This is a genomic window from Paucilactobacillus nenjiangensis (assembly GCF_008632615.1).
GTDB lineage: Bacteria > Bacillota > Bacilli > Lactobacillales > Lactobacillaceae > Paucilactobacillus > Paucilactobacillus nenjiangensis.
This window is the reverse complement of the sequence record NZ_CP043939.1, coordinates 282,720-300,414: the sequence shown is the minus strand read 5'-3', so window position 1 is coordinate 300,414 and position 17,695 is coordinate 282,720. Positions and strand designations below refer to the sequence as shown.

The 17,695-nt window shown below is 40.2% G+C and carries 22 protein-coding genes and 1 pseudogene; 5 read left to right on the top strand and 18 right to left on the bottom strand.

Features of this window, described 5'->3' with window-relative positions:
- Positions 1 to 28: 28 nt before the first annotated feature.
- From hisI to F0161_RS01455, 13 genes and pseudogenes are all read right to left on the bottom strand, one after another.
- Complete coding sequence (gene hisI, locus F0161_RS01520; protein WP_137601616.1) at positions 29 to 364, bottom strand: phosphoribosyl-AMP cyclohydrolase; 336 nt, start codon at positions 362 to 364, stop codon at positions 29 to 31.
- Positions 361 to 1,119 (bottom strand): imidazole glycerol phosphate synthase subunit HisF, encoded by a 759-nt coding sequence (hisF, locus tag F0161_RS01515; protein ID WP_150203356.1) that lies wholly within the window; start codon positions 1,117 to 1,119, stop codon positions 361 to 363. The genes hisI and hisF overlap by 4 nt, the downstream gene beginning before the upstream one ends.
- Positions 1,119 to 1,832: a 1-(5-phosphoribosyl)-5-[(5-phosphoribosylamino)methylideneamino]imidazole-4-carboxamide isomerase gene (gene hisA / locus F0161_RS01510; RefSeq protein WP_150203354.1), complete on the bottom strand. Its 714-nt coding sequence runs from the start codon at positions 1,830 to 1,832 to the stop codon at positions 1,119 to 1,121. Before hisA ends, hisF begins: the two co-directional genes overlap by 1 nt.
- Positions 1,813 to 2,439 carry an imidazole glycerol phosphate synthase subunit HisH gene (gene hisH / locus F0161_RS01505; protein WP_137601619.1) on the bottom strand — a complete coding sequence of 209 codons (627 nt, stop codon included), beginning with the start codon at positions 2,437 to 2,439 and terminating at the stop codon, positions 1,813 to 1,815. Before hisH ends, hisA begins: the two co-directional genes overlap by 20 nt.
- Entirely contained in the window at positions 2,439 to 3,023 is a 585-nt protein-coding gene (gene hisB / locus F0161_RS01500; protein WP_150203352.1) for an imidazoleglycerol-phosphate dehydratase HisB, read from the bottom strand. Before hisB ends, hisH begins: the two co-directional genes overlap by 1 nt.
- Positions 3,023 to 4,288: a histidinol dehydrogenase gene (gene hisD / locus F0161_RS01495; RefSeq protein WP_150203350.1), complete on the bottom strand. Its 1,266-nt coding sequence runs from the start codon at positions 4,286 to 4,288 to the stop codon at positions 3,023 to 3,025. The genes hisB and hisD overlap by 1 nt, the downstream gene beginning before the upstream one ends.
- 48 nt (positions 4,289 to 4,336) lie before the next feature.
- Complete coding sequence (gene hisG / locus F0161_RS01490) at positions 4,337 to 4,975, bottom strand: ATP phosphoribosyltransferase (RefSeq protein ID WP_137601622.1); 639 nt, start codon at positions 4,973 to 4,975, stop codon at positions 4,337 to 4,339.
- Positions 4,972 to 6,120, bottom strand: a complete 1,149-nt coding sequence (locus tag F0161_RS01485; RefSeq protein ID WP_150203349.1) for an ATP phosphoribosyltransferase regulatory subunit — start codon at positions 6,118 to 6,120, stop codon at positions 4,972 to 4,974. Before F0161_RS01485 ends, hisG begins: the two co-directional genes overlap by 4 nt.
- Before the next feature lie 602 nt (positions 6,121 to 6,722).
- Positions 6,723 to 7,034: a nucleoside triphosphate pyrophosphohydrolase family protein gene (locus F0161_RS01480; RefSeq protein ID WP_137601624.1), complete on the bottom strand. Its 312-nt coding sequence runs from the start codon at positions 7,032 to 7,034 to the stop codon at positions 6,723 to 6,725.
- An 8-nt stretch (positions 7,035 to 7,042) separates the two neighbouring features.
- A complete protein-coding gene (gene hisJ, locus F0161_RS01475; RefSeq protein ID WP_190318893.1) occupies positions 7,043 to 7,882 on the bottom strand; it encodes a histidinol-phosphatase HisJ in 840 nt (279 codons plus the stop codon).
- A gap of 148 nt (positions 7,883 to 8,030) precedes the next feature.
- Positions 8,031 to 8,420 (bottom strand): annotated as a pseudogene (locus tag F0161_RS11550) (heavy metal-binding domain-containing protein).
- Between the two features lie 64 nt (positions 8,421 to 8,484).
- Complete coding sequence (locus F0161_RS01460; RefSeq protein ID WP_150203343.1) at positions 8,485 to 9,408, bottom strand: EamA family transporter; 924 nt, start codon at positions 9,406 to 9,408, stop codon at positions 8,485 to 8,487.
- A 19-nt stretch (positions 9,409 to 9,427) separates the two neighbouring features.
- Complete coding sequence (locus F0161_RS01455) at positions 9,428 to 9,829, bottom strand: MarR family winged helix-turn-helix transcriptional regulator (RefSeq protein WP_137601627.1); 402 nt, start codon at positions 9,827 to 9,829, stop codon at positions 9,428 to 9,430.
- 51 nt (positions 9,830 to 9,880) lie between these two features.
- Between F0161_RS01455 and F0161_RS01450 the strand changes: the two genes are divergently transcribed.
- On the top strand, positions 9,881 to 10,441 hold the full coding sequence (locus tag F0161_RS01450; RefSeq protein ID WP_150203341.1) for a LysE family translocator: 561 nt from the start codon (positions 9,881 to 9,883) through the stop codon (positions 10,439 to 10,441).
- Between the two features lie 17 nt (positions 10,442 to 10,458).
- Here the strand turns inward: F0161_RS01450 and codA are convergent, their stop codons facing one another.
- Entirely contained in the window at positions 10,459 to 11,694 is a 1,236-nt protein-coding gene (gene codA / locus F0161_RS01445) for a cytosine deaminase (RefSeq protein WP_137601629.1), read from the bottom strand.
- A gap of 357 nt (positions 11,695 to 12,051) precedes the next feature.
- Complete coding sequence (locus tag F0161_RS01440) at positions 12,052 to 13,425, bottom strand: cytosine permease (protein ID WP_150203339.1); 1,374 nt, start codon at positions 13,423 to 13,425, stop codon at positions 12,052 to 12,054.
- Positions 13,426 to 13,614: 189 nt separating this feature from the next.
- On the opposite strand from F0161_RS01440, the gene F0161_RS01435 reads away from it, so the two are divergent.
- On the top strand, positions 13,615 to 14,109 hold the full coding sequence (locus F0161_RS01435; protein WP_137601631.1) for a phosphatidylglycerophosphatase A family protein: 495 nt from the start codon (positions 13,615 to 13,617) through the stop codon (positions 14,107 to 14,109).
- A gap of 108 nt (positions 14,110 to 14,217) precedes the next feature.
- Positions 14,218 to 14,583 carry a VOC family protein gene (locus F0161_RS01430; protein ID WP_137601632.1) on the top strand — a complete coding sequence of 122 codons (366 nt, stop codon included), beginning with the start codon at positions 14,218 to 14,220 and terminating at the stop codon, positions 14,581 to 14,583.
- A 19-nt stretch (positions 14,584 to 14,602) separates the two neighbouring features.
- Here the strand turns inward: F0161_RS01430 and F0161_RS01425 are convergent, their stop codons facing one another.
- On the bottom strand, positions 14,603 to 15,544 hold the full coding sequence (locus tag F0161_RS01425; protein WP_150203337.1) for a DMT family transporter: 942 nt from the start codon (positions 15,542 to 15,544) through the stop codon (positions 14,603 to 14,605).
- A 128-nt stretch (positions 15,545 to 15,672) separates the two neighbouring features.
- On the opposite strand from F0161_RS01425, the gene F0161_RS01420 reads away from it, so the two are divergent.
- Both F0161_RS01420 and F0161_RS01415 read left to right on the top strand, forming a co-directional pair.
- On the top strand, positions 15,673 to 16,113 hold the full coding sequence (locus F0161_RS01420; RefSeq protein ID WP_225423226.1) for a MerR family transcriptional regulator: 441 nt from the start codon (positions 15,673 to 15,675) through the stop codon (positions 16,111 to 16,113).
- The gene (locus F0161_RS01415) at positions 16,114 to 16,392 is read left to right on the top strand and encodes a hypothetical protein (protein ID WP_150203335.1); all 279 of its coding nucleotides are present in this window, start codon (positions 16,114 to 16,116) and stop codon (positions 16,390 to 16,392) included.
- Positions 16,393 to 16,746: 354 nt separating this feature from the next.
- Here F0161_RS01415 and F0161_RS01410 read toward each other — a convergent pair whose 3' ends face one another.
- Positions 16,747 to 17,115 (bottom strand): hypothetical protein, encoded by a 369-nt coding sequence (locus F0161_RS01410; protein WP_150203333.1) that lies wholly within the window; start codon positions 17,113 to 17,115, stop codon positions 16,747 to 16,749.
- Positions 17,116 to 17,133: 18 nt separating this feature from the next.
- On the bottom strand, positions 17,134 to 17,649 hold the full coding sequence (locus tag F0161_RS01405) for an HdeD family acid-resistance protein (protein WP_150203331.1): 516 nt from the start codon (positions 17,647 to 17,649) through the stop codon (positions 17,134 to 17,136).
- Positions 17,650 to 17,695: the final 46 nt, after the last annotated feature.

Genomic DNA, 17,695 nt, shown 5'->3' with positions numbered 1-17,695 from the left:
ATAACTTCCTTTCAAATTTTCAGCTACTTTAATAAACCGTTTCATCCGTGCTATTAATTGTCCGGAAGAAGCAACTTTCGTGGCCGGTATGACAGGCTGGTCCCTTTTTTTCAACCATCACGACTAAAGTATCTAAGTCGCAATCAATCTTAATTTCAACCACGCTTTGGGTATTTCCTGAAGTTTCACCTTTATGCCAATATTCTTGACGGGAACGTGACCAAAACCATGTTTGTTTTGTCTCAACCGTTTTTTCAAAAGCTTCCTTGTTCATATAGGCCAGCATCAACACTTCATGCGTATGCACATCCGAAATAATTGCGGGAACTAACCCAGTTTCATTATCAAATTTTGGATAAATCATCGAACTACCACCTTTTGTTCACGTAAATGAGCTTTAACTTGATCGACGGTTAATTCACGAAAATGAAAAACAGAAGCTGCTAAACCTGCATCCACATTAGTTTCTTGAAATACTTCACTAAAATCTTCAACCTTACCCACACCACCGGACGCAATCAATGGCACATCAACTACTTCATCCATTGCTTGATACAGTGCAATATCAAAGCCATTTTTTGTTCCATCGGCATCCATACTGGTAATTAACAATTCTCCTGCACCTAATTTTTGAACAACTTTGGCCCACTGAATGGCATTTAGTCCGGTATCTTCACGACCACCTTTGACCATCACATCATATTGTTCGGTTTCTTCATTCCACCAAGTATCGATGGCTACAACAATACATTGAGAACCAAACTTTTCTGCGCCTTGTTGAATCAAAGCGGGATTATTCACCGCTGCTGAATTCAGTGAAACTTTATCAGCCCCAGCACGCAACATTGTTTGCATATCTTCAATACTGCGAATTCCACCGCCCACTGTTAAAGGCATAAACACTTGAGATGATACCCGTTCAATCACATCGGCCATCGTTTTACGTTGTTCATTCGTCGCTGTAATATCGAGAAAGACTAATTCATCAGCCCCTTGCTCTTGATACATTGCGGCAATTTCAACTGGATCACCAACATCTCTTAAATTAACAAAATTAATTCCTTTTTTGACCCGGCCATCATCAACATCCAGACACGGGATAATTCGTTTTGCGAGCATTAATCCACCGCCTTTAACTGTTCTAGGGTGATACCACCATTTGATAAAGCTTTACCAATCACTGCACTATCAATGCCTGCATCTTTTAAATTTTGCAAATCATCAATATCACGAATCCCACCTGACGCGATAATGTTAGCTTGTCTAAATTGGCTTTGCAATTCAACGAGTAATTCGGTGTTGGGTCCTTGCATGGTTCCATCTTTATCAATGTCAGTCACGATAAACGTGTCCGCTCCAAATCCAATCATTTTGGCAATGACGTCAGCCATCGAAGTTGAGCTAGTTTCTAACCAGCCTTCAGTGGCCACCATTTTATTGCGTCCATCAACCCCGACAACAATTTTTTCAGCTCCAAATTGGTCCACGGCCTGCTTTACAATCGATGGATTGTTAATGGCAGCTGAGCCAATAATGACTCTGGTAATCCCTAGTTTTAAATAAGTTTCAATTTGGTCCAATGAGCGAATTCCGCCACCCAGTTCCACTTTTAAATTCGTGTTTTTCAGGATTGCTTGAATCGCTGATAAATTTTGCGGATTGCCAGCTTTAGCGCCATCTAAATCAACTAAATGCAACCATTGCATCCCCGCTGCTTCAATTTGTTGTGCTTGAGCCAATGGATTTGAATTTATAATTGTTTTTTGTTCAAAATCACCTTGATATAAACGCACACTTTGACCTTGAGATAAATCAATTGCGGGTATCCACATATTCTTCCACCATTCCTTTATAAGCTTTCAACAAATCTAAGCCAGCATCCGTACTCTTTTCAGGATGAAATTGCATCCCCACGACTGATCCTTGGCTAACAACACTGGGAATAAACGTACTGTATTGAACCCCAGCGACTACAATTTCTTGCGGACAATCAGCATAAAATGAGTGCACGAAGTAAGTAAATTTACCATCAACGCCGGCAAACCGGCTTGCGGGTTGTAACACTTCATTTTGATTCCAACCCATTTCAGGAACTTTCAAACCCTCTTTAGCTGGAATTTCCACAATTTTACCAGGTAAAAATCCTAACCCTTGATGTTGGCCAAATTCATAGCCTGTTTCAAATAGCAATTGCATGCCTAAACAAATCCCGAGTAATGGAATCTTTCGTTGCACAACTTCTTGCAACACTGGCACCAAGTCACGTTTGTTTAGTTCATCCATCGCTGGTCCAAATGATCCCACGCCGGGTAAAATAACTCCATCTGCTGACAAAATCTCGTCAGCATCATCAGTTAAGATACTTTCCAGCCCAACATATGTTAAAGCCTTCATTACATTTTTAACATTTCCAGTATCGTAATCGATGACTGCAATCATTAGATCATTCCTTTCGTCGAGTTCACACCTTGAATTTCAGGATTAATTTTGACTGCTTTGCGTAGCGCACGGCCTAACGCTTTAAACAAACTTTCAATTTCATGATGGGTATTACGACCGTATAAAATTCTAGCATGTAAATTCATGTGCGCATTGAAAGCTAATCCTTGGAAAAAGTCTTCCGTCGTCTCCGTATCATAGCCACCTAATTTTTGATTCGTAAACTCAGCGTCAAATACTAAGTAAGAACGACCACTTAAATCAATCACTACTTGGCCTAAAGTTTCATCCATGGGCACCAAGGCATCTCCATATCGTTCAATCCCAGTTTTGTCACCCAGCGCTTGTACCAGACATTCGCCAATGGCAATTCCGATATCTTCAGTGGTGTGATGTGGATCCACATTTAAGTCTCCGTCGGCTTTCACTTTTAGGCCAAACCGACCATGTTTAGCAAAGAGAATTAACATATGATCTAAAAAGCCAATTCCTGAATGAATTTCACTTTCATACTGGTTATCTAAATCAAGTTCGACCTGAATCGAAGTTTCTTTCGTAATCCGTTCAACTTTACCTGTCCGCATTATTTGGCCTCCCGTGCTTCAATTGCACGTGCATGACCTTCAAGTCCTTCGACACGGGCCAAAGTTGTGACATATTGCGCTTCTTTTTCCAAGGCAGCTGCACTATATTGGATAAATTGAGTTCGTTTAATAAAATCATAAACCCCCACTGGCGATGAGAAACGAGCCGTCCCTGAAGTTGGCAAAATGTGATTAGGACCTGCTACGTAATCACCTAATGGTTCTGAAGCGTATTGTCCTAAGAAGACTGAACCGGCATTTTCAACTAAACTCAAGTAACCAGTTGGATTTGGTAATTGGATTTCCAAATGTTCTGGTGCAATCGCGTTCATCAATTCAAAGACTTGGTCTAAGTCAGGTAAAACTGAAATAAAGCCTTGTTCCTCAACGGATTCACGGGCAATTTCTTCACGAGGTAACGTTTGAAGTTGTAATTCAACTTCATTCGAAACTGATCCGGCTAATTTCATACTGTTGGTTACCAAAATTGGACGCGCTAAGCGATCATGTTCAGCTTGTGATAATAAGTCAGCCGCGATTTGTTTTGGTTTCGCACTGTAATCAGCGATAATCCCAATTTCGGAAGGTCCAGCGATCATATCAATAGCAACTTGTCCAAAGACCATCTTCTTAGCAGTAGCTACATAAACGTTCCCTGGTCCAAAAATTTTATCAACACGAGGAACTGTTTCCGTTCCATAAGCTAGGGCGGCAATTGCTTGAGCGCCACCTAATTGATAAATATCATCGACACCAGCAATTTTGGCAGCAGCTAAAACGGCTTCAGTAGGATCTGGAGTGACCATCACGAGTCGCTTAACACCAGCTAATTTTCCAGGAATCGCATTCATCAAAACACTCGAAGGATAAGCAGCCGTCCCACCGGGTACATAAAGTCCAACTGAGGCCAGCGGAATGACTTTTTGGCCACGCATTACGCCAGCTTTTTCAGTATCAACGAAGCCATATTCAACTTCTTTTTTGTGGAAACTGATGATGTTATCGCGAGCAACTTCTAAGGCTTCTTTCGTCTTAGGGTCGATATTTTCATAGGCAGCATCGATGCGTTCTTCAGAAATTTTAAAATCTGCTAGTTCAACGCCATCAAACTTTTTCGTATAATCACGAACCGCCGCATCACCTTTAGCTTGTACGGTTTCAATAATTTCACGAACTGCCGCTTCGATTTTTGGATCGGTTAATTGGGCTGTTCGCTTTTGAACGTTGGCTAATTGCTTCTCTAAACTATCTGTTGTTATTTTCATGATAAAATCTCCTCTGATTTTTAAATTATGTCAATTTCTATCTGCAGCTTACGACTTGGCTTTAATGGCACCTTCTAGTCGGTCAACTAAATCAAAAATTTCATTTCGATGTTGCTTCAACGACATTGGGTTAACAACCACTCTGGTGGATACCTCACGTAAATAATCAAAGATTTTTAAATTATTTTCTCGCAAGGTAGTCCCTGTTTCGGTGATATCAACAATTGCATCTGCTAATCCAATTAAGGGCGCCAGTTCTACGGAACCTTCAATTTTGATAATTTCAACATCTTCGCCCCGTTTCGCAAAATACTCTTGCGTAATATGCGGATACTTGGTGCCAATTACCTTCCGTTTCGTACTCTTAGGATTAAAATCCGGTGTGGAAGCCAGAATGAACTGACATTTACCAATCCCGAGATCAAGTAATTCATAGGCATCATCTTGTTGTTCTGCCAAAATATCACTACCAACAATGCCGATATCCACGGCCCCATTTGAAAGGTAAGTGGAGACGTCAGGCCCTTTCGCTAAAATAATCGTGTATGGATCATCCGGTAAATCAAAAATTAACCGTCGTTGCTTGTCGTACACTGGGTCAACGTTCAACCCAGCAACTTCGAGCAAGGGTAACGTTTGTTTTTCAACTCGCCCTTTAGTTAGTGCAATCTTAATTCGTTCTGTCATTTAATCACCTCCGCGGTTAGGTCTAGTAACTGTCCGTCATTGTTATCTGCTACTTTCTGAGCTTCTTCCAGTGAATCAACCAAACATAGTGTGGCCTTATCCAGTTCCATTAATTTTTGTTCAGCCAATTCCCACTGATTATCATTAAAGTAAATGTAGGTCATTGGTGTGGTTTGACAATCTGCTTGAGAAATTAGGGCAATTTGGTCAACATCAATCCCTAAACCAATCGCCGCCACTTTTTCTTTTTGAAAGTGATTCAATAAATGATCATACCGTCCGCCGCTAAACAAAAAGGTGGCTGATTGACTACTATAGGCTTGGAAGGTAATCCCCGTATAATAATCCTGTGGTGCTCGAGTACTCAAGTCAATTTCAACATTTTGATTGGGATAGCGCACTTGTAACCAGCTGACCAATTGGCGCAGCTCCGTTACCTTTTCTTGCAATCGTTCTGGAAATTTATAAGGAAAAATTTCATCTAACACATCTTGTGCGGGGCCGAATAAGCGGGGCCAGATTTTCAATAAGCTGGTATATTCTGATTCGTCAAACGCGGCGATTAGTTGATTATATTTGGTAATTTGTTTAGAAAATAATGCTTCTTCAATAGCATGAATTTGATCAATGTTATCTGTTAGCATTTCTAAAATTTGTTTCACAAACCTTGCCAAACCTAATTCAATTTGGATTGAGTCCAGTTCCAAAATCTGAGCCAGTTCAATCATCATCGACAGACATTCTTGTTCAGCCTTCATACTGGAGAAACCAATCAATTCTGCGCCTGCTTGAGTCATTTCATCTTGTGACCCTGACAAAGCTTTGTTAATTCTAAAAATGTCTCCCGAATAATAAAACTTGGCTGGTAACTTAACTTGCGTCGAACTGAGCACTCTTGCCAATGGTAATGTCATATCTGGCCTGAGTACGACCGAATTACCACTAGCTGATAAGAACTTGAACAGTCGCTGCTGACCCACGTCATAGTCCTCAAACACATCTTGGTATTCAATCACTGGTGTTTTGATTTTTTCAAACCCACGTTGATAGAAATAATTTTGAATTGTATTAACCGTTGTTTCTTTAATTCCGGCATTAATACCGAGTTCATCTCGAACGCCAGTTGGAAGTTGATTTTTTAACATTTTAATTCCCCCGATAATTAAATTCCTTTAATCTAATTTTTTAACTTTTCAACTCGATATATCAGAGTTGAAAAGCCTTTTTTATAATCTAGTTTTCACTTACAACTCTCGACACTTAACTTTAAATTTCTCAGATGCGAGTTCAGCATCTTTAAAATTTCTTGTTAATGCTTGAGAGCTATTCATAAGTGAAAACCTTTTGATACAAAAAACGTCCTCGCAACAAACATAATGTTTGCTACGAGGACGATTAAATCGCGGTCCCACCTCATTTTCTAATTACCTCACGATAATTAGCTCATGCTGACTGGAGTCAACTTGATAACGGTATCCACCGGATTAATTTAATCAGCTCATAGTTGTGACTTCAAATTGATTTGTTGCCGCGGCTCTCAATCGGTGACCGTGACTCCCTTAAACAAATTCGCATCTACTGGACTATTCTTCGCTTTATTATTCTCATCAAATATTAATATAAAACTCATAATACGCTATATTTTTTAATTGTCAATTATTTTATTTAGGTTCGTCAAACAATGTTTCTGATAAATATTAAACAAAAAAGAGACCGATAAATCATTGGTCTCTGTTGCAAGTGGAGATTATTTAAGATGTTGTTCTCTTTCAGTTAAGAAATCATCAAGCGCTTCTTCTAAATTAATATTTTGATTATCGGCAATTGAGGCTAACCACCAAATCGATTCAGCGATTTTATAATCTAAGCTAACATCTTCATTGCTGTCTGGCCAACTACCGGTTTGATCCATTACCTTGCGTCCAACCAAACCAGCATCGGTCAAAAATGATAAGGCATCCTGTTCAACATTCCATGGCTGTCCATCTTGGTTAATTTCAAATTCATGATATCTCTCTCGAATTGCTTTAGAACGAGTTGCTAATTCTTTAATATCCATTTTGTCCTCTATTCTCGAATGAAATCTTCCACTTCGTGATATCCATGTCCTACTTCTCGAATACTGTGAGCATCCGATCCATAAATCACTGGAATACCTAATTCTTTAGCTTGTTGCACAACTCGCCGCGTAGGATAAATTTCATTACAATATTCTTTGTATAACCCGGCAGTATTCAAATCCAGTTCATAGCCCCGTTTTTTAATCTCTTCTAGTAATTCTGTCATTAACCAGAGATTTTTTTCATCTAACTGACGAGGTAATTTGAAATAATCTTGGAACTTACGAATCAAGGTGATATGTCCTAGTCTGGTTGGCTTATATTGACCCAAATCAGATTGCGTTGCGGCCAACTCAAGTCGTGTAAATCGTTCAAACAAGTTTTGTGGTTCTGCGATTAAATTTGCAAATCCTTCAGCAAAATCATCGATTGTATAGTCCACGCACCATAATTTATCATCTTTACCTGGCATAAAATGAACCGATAATAGATTATCCGATGTTTCTGGACCATATTCGTCTAAAAACTCTTTTGTCCAGGTTTCATAATCTTCAAAATAATCCACTTCAAACCCAACGTTAATTTTGATTTGATCAGCATATTTAGCTTGTAACTGATGAGCCAAATCTAAATAAAGTCGGACTTGATCAATACTGATGGAAGCTGTATCTAGCCCTTCGCGAGTACCACCAAAATGCTCAGCAATCTCTGGTGGCAATGGAGCATGTTCAGTAATACTATATTCTGTAAACCGCATTTTAATTGCTTTTTGGACCATGGCTTCAGCAGCATCTCCACTACCATGAGGACAAAATTCCGTATGTGTATGTCCATCTCGTTTGATCATAACGTGCCTCCATCTTTAGATAAAAACAGACCACTAAAGTGATCTGTTTAGTTTTTTAATATATTGAAATTCAATTATTTTTTATCCGTTCACTGCGTAATAGTGCTCCAAAACTTAAATTTTCCGTATAACCGTGAGCTGTCACACGCTATTTAAATTTAACTGCCGTACCATACGCAGCGACTGATTGCATATCATCGCTAATAGCAACAGAGTCAAAACGCATCATTACGACAGCGTCAGCACCCAATGAGTATCAATAAGTACCCTAATCGTTGGAGTCAAAACGCATCATTACGACAGCGTCAGCACCCATTTATGAAGCATTATCACGTAACCGCTGAATTGCGATATCACGTGATTCAATTAACATTTGAGTATAATCTTTAATTTCTCCACCAACAATATTCTTAAGGCCTGCACCAATGTTACGCACAATATTTTTTGATTGAGTGGTTAAACCAAATACTTCTCCGATCACTTCATATTCACGTCCTGGGATATTTTCCGTCGTTGCGATTAAAATGTCGTTTGCCATAAGTTCGTCCCCCTATCGATTTACCACCATTATAGCGAATTGTACGTCGGTAGGCTATTGATAACTATTTCAGGATAGTCGGTTTATGACTAAAACGAGCTAATTTTTCGGTTGGGATGGTTTGCAAAAAGGTTGTCGCTAAAATCAAACAAATTCCAAAAATTTCTGGTACTCCAAATCGGGTGCCTAAAAAGGCAACGCCAATCAAGGTGGCTGTTAACGGTTCAAACACCCCCAGCATCCCCGTGGTCGCAGGTGACAAATAATTTAAACTGGCGACATAAAACAGATAGGCAAGCATCGTGCCAAACACAGTCACATAAAAGATAGCTGCAAACACTGGCACAGTAATTTTGGGCGTTGCTAATGATAATGAGCCGGGTAACATCACAATCCCAGCAAATAACATCGCCCAACCAATCGCCAACTTCGTATCGTATTCCTTTAACAGTTTTCGCGGCAGCAAGGTATAAAATGCTGCCCCTAGTCCGGATAAGACACCCCAAATGGCTCCCATCGGCGTAATCGCCAACGAGTTAAGATGACCGTGGGTAATTAAGAAAAAAGTTCCCGCAACGGCAAAAATTACCGAAATCACGTCGAGCCGGCGTGGGAGCTGCCAAGATCGCAGCGCTAAATAAACAATGATAAAGACCGTTCCAGACATTTGCATGATTGTGGCCGTTGGTGCATTGGTTTCTGCGACCGCCGAAAAATAGGTGTATTGAGAGACCAACACCCCAGCGAGGCCAAACACTAATAAATTAATAATCGTGTGCGGACTTTTCCACACTGCCATCGTCTTTTTAGGCTCGGTCACTAAGCACCAAAACAGTAACAGAATACCCGAGCCAAACAGGCGAATTGTCACTAACCATTGTGGCGTGACATTTGGAACTGAAAATAAATATTCGGCGACATTTCCCGAAATGCCCCACATAATTGGTCCAATGATTGCTAATAAAATCCCTTTTCTCTTATTTGACACATGCACGACCTCCAAAGAATTAAATATTTAACTTATCGAGTAATTTTGCTAACTGATTACGTTCTGTCGTTGATAAATTTTTGAGTAATACATCTGAAGATTGTTGTTCATAGTCGTGTAACTGTGGATACAGCTCTTTGGCTTTGGTCGTTGGAAAAACACGTTTAATTTTTAAATTTTGTTGATCATTTTTCAGTTCTAAATAGCCTAATTTCACAAGTTTTTGGACGGTTCGAAAGCTCGTCGTGCGATCAATTTGCAAGCTATCCGCCAATTCACCCAAAAACATCCCTGGCTGTTCCACCGTCCGAATTAAATAAATGAATAAATTATTATTCAGTCCTAACGGTTTAAAGGTTTCGTTAGAGACAGTCTGAATTGAACGGGTGGCGGCTCCAATGGTTCGAATGATTTTAAACATTTAATTAGCTCCTTTCATTGCAAATGCAATTAAATTAGAGAGGTAATACATATGACTGGATTCTTAGCGTTCATCACCGTCATGTCATTCACACCGGGTCCCAACACCATTATGGCTATGTCGGAAGGACAACAAAAGGGCTTTCGTAAAGGCCTGGTATTCAACTTGGGCATTTTATTCGGCCTCATCATCATTGGCGGGGTTATTTCACTGTTTGCATCCATTTTTCAACAATACGAATCGGTCGTCTTTGGCTTAAAAATTATCGGTTCGCTCTATCTACTTTACTTGGCCTATCACGTGTTAATTTCTCACCCCGATAGTGCCGCTGCAGCTGGGCAGCATCCTTTTATGGCCGGTGCCCTGTTGCAAGCCACTAATATCAAGTGTTATCTCTACTTTGTAACGGGGATGAGCACTTTTGCCGTCGCTGGTCTCTGGGGGACCGTCCCAATGAAATTCACGATCATGATTTTATTTGGCATTGTTGGTACTTTGACTTGGACGTTAGCCGGACAATTAATCCAAAATTTTTATAGCGCCCATTACCGTGGCATTAATCTAATTGTCTCAGCATTATTAGTCTTTAGTGCTTATGATTTATGGAGATAAATAGTTCAACCCACCTCTTAAAAGTGAGTGTGGACTTGCTTAGGTTCAGTTTCTACTAAAATCTTTCCTTTTCGGATTGAATATAAGACTTCTGCGTGTTCATTGAGAACATCGTAGAAGCTTTTTTGATTCATTAACAAACAGTTTGCATCTTTACCGACTTCGATCCCGTAACGGTCAGCGATGTGCAATGTCTTAGCGGCATTGTTCGTCACGAACTGGTATGCATTTTGAATATCATGATAGCCCATTAATTGACCGGCTAAAATACCGATTTGGACTTGATCCAGCATGTTTCCATTTCCCATTGGGTACCATGGATCTTTAATATCATCTTCGCCAAACGACACGTTGATGCCCGCTTCAGATAATTCTTTAATCCGGGTCATACTACGACGTTTTGGATAAGTATCAAAGCGTCCACCCAAATGTAAGTTAACTTCAGGATTGCAGACAAAGTTCACATTCGACAATTCCAACAAGCGGAACAACTTATAACAATAAGCATCGTCATAAGAACCCATCGCTGTAGTATGACTGGCAGTTACCTTATCGCCAAGTCCGGTTTCATAAGCTAACGTCGCTAATACTTCCAAGTTACGTGAATTGGGATCATCAATCTCATCACAATGGACATCGATTAAGCGGTCATACTTTTCAGCCAGTCCGACAATAAATTTCAATGATTCAACCCCATAATCGCGGGTAAATTCAAAATGAGGGATCCCACCAATTACATCGACACCCATTTTGACGGCTTGTTCCATTAATTCTTTACCATGTGGAAATGATAAAATTCCAGATTGAGGAAAGGCGACTAATTGGAGCTCCGCATAATCTGCCACTTCATTCTTGACTTCTAACAAAGCCTCTAAGGCCGTTAAATTAGGATCAGTGACATCAACATGGCTGCGCACTACTTGAATTCCATTGGCGACTTGTTCGCGAATGGTTTCAATGGCGCGTTTTTTAACATCTTCTTTAGTGAGCGATTTGCGACGTTCTGTCCAAATGCGAATCCCGTCAAATAAAGTTCCAGATTCATTCCACTCCGGATCACCTGCCGTCCGGGTAGCATCCAAATGCACGTGAGAATCGATAAATGGAGACAGCAATAAGTTGCCTTGGCCTTCAATGACCTCTTCATTATCGTGTCGTTCCAGGTCAGTCGCTATTTGCGTAAATTTACCATTAATAATTCGAACATCTTGTGCGTCTTCTTCTGATTCAATATGAACATTTTTGATTAACATCACAATCGCTCCTTATCGTTATTGTTATCTCTACAATACAAGTTCAGTATTTTAAGTGCAAACATAATTTTAACTGGACGCAAAAAAGCCAGTCCACAATCAAACTGATTGCAAACTGGTTATACCAATTGAAAAACTAAAAAAAACTAGACCAGCCCGGGTAAGCCGATCTAGTTCTAGGAGTAGGATTGTAGCTGCTCTCCAGCTACTGTTTTCATTACTTTGGAGGAGTAAATGAAAAGAGGTTTAATTGGTATGTTGACTACTATAATCACATCGTGTGAAGAAAGTATGAAGTATTAGACATAAAAATAAGAAATATTGTTTAAGTATCCTCAAGGCCATCAATCAACAACGTTATTGCGGATTGGTGACAGGTTTGTTAAACAGTTTCATCAGAATATAATAGACGATGCCAATCACTAACATATTAGGATAAGCCGCACCGACTGTGGCTTGCATCCAATCGACTTTTTGCATTCCCAGATAAAAGAATACCCCGATAATCCAGCTAACATAAGCAATCCAACTAATCCCGTGCGCATACCAAAATTTACCACCGGCAGAAGCTAAATCAGTTAGGGAATAATTGCCGCGGTTGATAATGAAGAAATCAACCACCATAATCGCAATCCAAGGTCCGAGAATCATGCCCAGGACATCTAAGAAGGTCACGAAAGTATCTAAAAAACTACCGACTAACATGGGCACGATGGTCACCAATGTGGCTAAAATGGTCACAATCCACAGGGACGGTTTTAATTTGATTTTTGGAAACATATTGTTTAATGCAGAGCCAGCTGCCTGCAGATTAACAGCGTTGGCGGTCATACTCGTTAAGATAATTACCAGCATCGCAATTGCTCCTAGGCCTAGTTTAGAGGCAATCGTGCTGGGATCTGAATTGTTTGCATCGTAAACCCCGCTACTGATGGCAATCGCAATCGTGGCAAAAATACCGACAAAGGCAAACCAGAATACCCCAATCATCGCACCTAAAAATGGGGCCGTCGTAGCAGTTGATTTTTTATTCGTAAAACGCGTAAAGTCGGCCCCAGCAGTGACCCAAGCTAAGTTAAAAGCAGCAAGTGTGTCGAGTGCGGTTCCAAATGACATCTTCGATTTGGCTGGCACTTGCCAATGAGCAATATCGGCAAAGGAAACCTGCTTAAAGACTGCAATCGATTCCCAAATCACGAAAATAAAGACAATAATCATCCCAACGCGTTCAATCATTTGAATCGATTTCTGACCTGCGGAAACACTAATTAAATGTAAAACACTCATGATACCAATACCGAATAAGAGTCCCCATTGGCCACCGGGTTTTCCGTAAACCGGCCAACCAAATATTTCATTACATAAATACGAGACTGAGGTCGCCGCAATAAAAGTATTCACGGCCGTCCAGCCAATAAATTGAATCAAATTAACAATTGAAGGTCCGATGCTACCGCGTAAGCCAAAAGCGGCCCGTGAGACAACCGTCGTCGAAACCCCGGTTTTGTAGCCCATGTAGCCGACTAATGATAAAAAGACATAGGCGATGGCTGAACCAACAATCAAGGCTTCAACGCCTCCAATTAGTCCACAGGCGGCAATCACCCCACCAATAAACCAGGTCCCGTTATTCGCATTCGCCCCTACCCAAGTGGCAAACATATCCCAATAATTCATCCGCCGATTTTGCGGTGCGATACTATCCAATTGATATTGTTTTTTCTCTTTCATCTTGTTCTCCCATCTTCTCTGCGCTAGTTACATCATATAATAAAAAGCTTGCAAACAATAGCCTTGAAATTTTTTCATCTCTATCTTAGCAAGTTTTTGCTAGGCAAAACGAAATAATTCGTTTTATTTCCACCAAAATTTTAAACTGGTATACTTATTTTGAATGTTCCACGAAAGAAGGTTATTTAAATGCAAGATGATAAAAAGTATCCAGATACGAAAGCCTTTGACTACGTCGTTAATGAACTGGATAAAAAAGGCGTGACACTTCGATCAATTGCTGAAATCACTTATGAACTACAGCATGGTTTCTTACCTGACGTCACGATTGAAAAATTTGAAGAAGTCACGATTAATGTGATGCATAAACGCGAATTACTCAACAATGTGATGGTTGGACTTTACTTAGATAAAATGGCCAATCAAGGCCAGTTAGATGAACCACTGCAAACGATTGTGTCACATGACATGGGTGTGTTCGGTGTCGATGAAACGCTAGCACTGCAAATTGCTAATATGTATGGTGCCATCGGAATTACCAACTTTGGTTATGTAGATCGCATTAAACCGGGGATTATCGGTAAACTTGATACTTCCCTTAACGATGTAAACACCTTTATTGATGATATTGTTGGTGCCATTGCTGCCGCCGTGGCGGGTAAATTGGCCCATGAATATAGTTAGCAACCTTAAAAGCGAGAAACCGGTGAACTGGTTTCTCGCTTTTTCTTCCTTCATTTTAGCGCGATAAATGATACAATTTCTGTAACAAGCGAATGGAGGAGTAATGTGATGATTGATAAAATGCGTGTCATGATTTATGTAGACGATATAAACTTGAATCGAGATTTTTGGCAAACCAACTTCAACGCTGAAATCACTGATGTTCTAGATCTGCCTGGTGGCTATACCGGTATTACCTTATCATTGAACCGGGACATTGAGCTGGGCATCTTTCCCCGTGACTTCGTCAAAGAGTATTCACCGGAAGTCGCCGACAATGTTCCCTCGTTGATGCTTTTTACTGATAATTTTAAACAGATTAGAAGTCGCTTGGATAATCCGGGCGAAATCATGGTTCAAGCGGGCTTAATTTCTTGTAACTTTGCCGACCCAGATGGTAATTATTTTGTGTTAGCCAAAAAACAGGCGAAATGAAAGTCATTTCGTCCGTCAATTAAGTCAATTTAATCAGAATCACACCAATAATCATGATAATGAGCCCGATGATTTGTGCCAATACTACCGGATTTTTCTTCGCTCCCAACAAACCAAAACTGTCGACTAAAATGCCACCAATCATTTGACCAAACAAGGCAATGACTACGGCGGCGCCCGTACCTAGCACTGGAACTAAATAAACGGTCCCCAAGACATAAGTCCCACCGATTACGCCACCCAGCCAAACCCACCAAGCTTTACCTGGTCCAATTGCCAACGTAATTTGTTTGTACCCACGTTCTTTGATACCCACCAAGACAATTAAGATTACTGAACCGAGAAGAAATGAAATAAACGAGGCATGAATTGAAGAATCCAACACTGTACCCAGGTGTCCATTGATGGCAATTTGAGTCGCTGAAATCATTCCGGCGAGTACACCTACTAAGCGCCAGAACCAGACTTCCTTGACATACGTTTTTTCGCCTTCAATTGTGTTTTTCTTTTCCAATTGATCTGGCAACACAATCGTGACGTACAAGCCTGCCACCAGGATAATGGTCCCGACCAATCTAGTTAATCCAAATGGATGCACCGCCGATGCAAACCAGCCGAAATTATCGATTAACATGCTCATAATAATTTGACCCGAAATCGGCATGATAACTGTTTGAACTCCACCCAGTTTCGGAAATAATAAGATATTACTCGTTAGATAAAAGACTCCGAGGAGCCCACCGAGCCAGATCCACCATGGATTATCACTAAAAGTTGCGGCTGACACGAACAGTGATTTGCCACTAATCAAGGTCATAACCGCCAAATAAATTGTGCCAACCGTAAATGAAATCATTGATGAAGTAAATGGTGATTGCACAAATGTGCGCAGTTTTGAGTTAATCGCTGTTTGCATAGGCAAAATAATCCCAATAAACAGGCCAATAAAAATTGCTAACATAATGTTCCTCCGTATCTCTGTACTTATTTTATAACAAAAAGTACTCTATCACCTAAAGTTAACTTCAGCTCAAGCAAAAAGGAGAATTAATTTTGAAAACTTTCACTATTGGCTAAGTCGCCGAAAAAATTGGCGTCACCGTTGAAACAATTCGCTATTATGAACATGAAGATTTGATTCCACCAGTCCGTCGCGATGAAGGTGGCCGGCGCGTTTTCACTGATGATGATATTAATCACATCCGCTTGGTCATTGAGATGAAGAAGGCTGACGTGCCACTAAAAGATATCGCCTACTTTGCCTCATGGCGTGGGGATGGCGACGATTCTTTAGAAGCCCGCTACGAATTTCTGGAAAAACACGAATTAACGTTAGAAGCAGAAATCAAACAACTTGAAAAATCGCTTGCCTTTCTGCATTATAAGAAGTGGTATTACAAAACTGCAATCGAAGCTGGAACTGAAAATATTCACTTACTGGATGGCACCCTCGAAGTATCCGAGGACACCCTTAATGAATATGCACAGCTCCTGAAAAACAGCGATGCGAAAACATTAGGAAAACGATAAATGAAAAAATGTAAAAACGACGATTTACACACGATTGGCATTGGGGTCGCCCTCATCTCTGCAGCCCTCATCATTGGTCCATTAGTTCAAGTAATGTACGGTCACAAGCTATCATTTTATTTCTTTGATGTCTTACACGGTTGGGCAGCCTTCGCGGCCTGTTTTGCCATCTTTTTAATTGGCCTGGCAATGACTTTTATGACTGAAAAAATCACGCCCAAACATCGTGACAAAAAAGAAACAAAAGAAACGACCGACGACAAAAACCAAGAAAAATAACTTCCATTTTTAAGCATAAAAAGCATGTGTCCAAAATATTCATTTGGCCACATGCTTTTTCGTTATCTTTGTTATTACTCAGCGGATACCCGAGGGAATCGTCACTCTATTCTTTTAAAACGTGTCTCTCCCCTCATCCTCCTCCGTATAACTTGATAGCTTGCTTTCATATACCGAAATCTTTCACTATCTTTGTTATTACTCGGCGGATACCGGAGGGAATCGTCACTCTATTCTTTTGAAACGTGTCCCTTCCATCATCCCCCTCCGTATAACTTGATAGCTTGATTTCACATACCGAAATCTTTCGCTACCTTTGTTATTACTCGGCGGATACCGAGGAAAATCGTCACTCTATTCTTTGTATTGAGAGTTTTGACTGACAAAAGCTTGCCAATCTTCAGTGTTAGCTTGGCTATCGGCTTGACGAACTTCAGAATTAATTTTATAACGATAAAAGACCATTTCTAAACGTCCAATTTCGTCAAAATAATCATCCTCAAAATCACCAGGGTCCCCGATGTCATCCAAGACAAAGCGTTCTAGGCGAAGATCATAATCAAATTTACGGCTTCTTCGAAATGGTTCAATTTCAATAAAATCGACCTCATTAATCTCACGACGTTTCAAATCAGCAGTAATATCTCCATTCTCAATTGCTGCTAAAAATTCTCCAATCGTCAAACTCAATTGATTGGCATTAAACTTAATTATATCTTCCACTCCAGTACTCCCCCTTTACTAAAATGCACGAACAATCAAAATAATTCCAAATAAAAATAAATAAAACGCTAAGAGATAAACAATAAACGTTGATCCAATCAAGGGATTAAACAACATGATGACCCCGGCAATAATCCCTAAAACACCCAGTATGGTACTAAAACTCGAAAAACGACTAATGCCAGATAACTGGATGGCATTAAATGAATCAAAAATAAACCAAAAGGCTAACATATAGCCCAAGAACATCATGCTGGCATTTAAATTAGCAAATAAAAGAATGGCAAGCACAATGTCCAATAATGCCGATAGCATCACAAACCAGGTGGTCTGTCCAACAACTTTGCGTAATTCAAAGTAGCCTAAAATTGAAAAAATTCCTTTGAACAACATCACGACGGCAATAATCCACATAATTCCCATTACCGCACGTCCCGGCTTCATGACGGCCGCCACGCCGACAAATAAGAATGCTAGGCCTAAGACAAATGATGGTAACTTAAATCTTTTTCTGGCAGGTCCAAAATCATCCATAACAATCTCCCCCTATCTATTAGTTTAAATATAACAGAGCTATCAA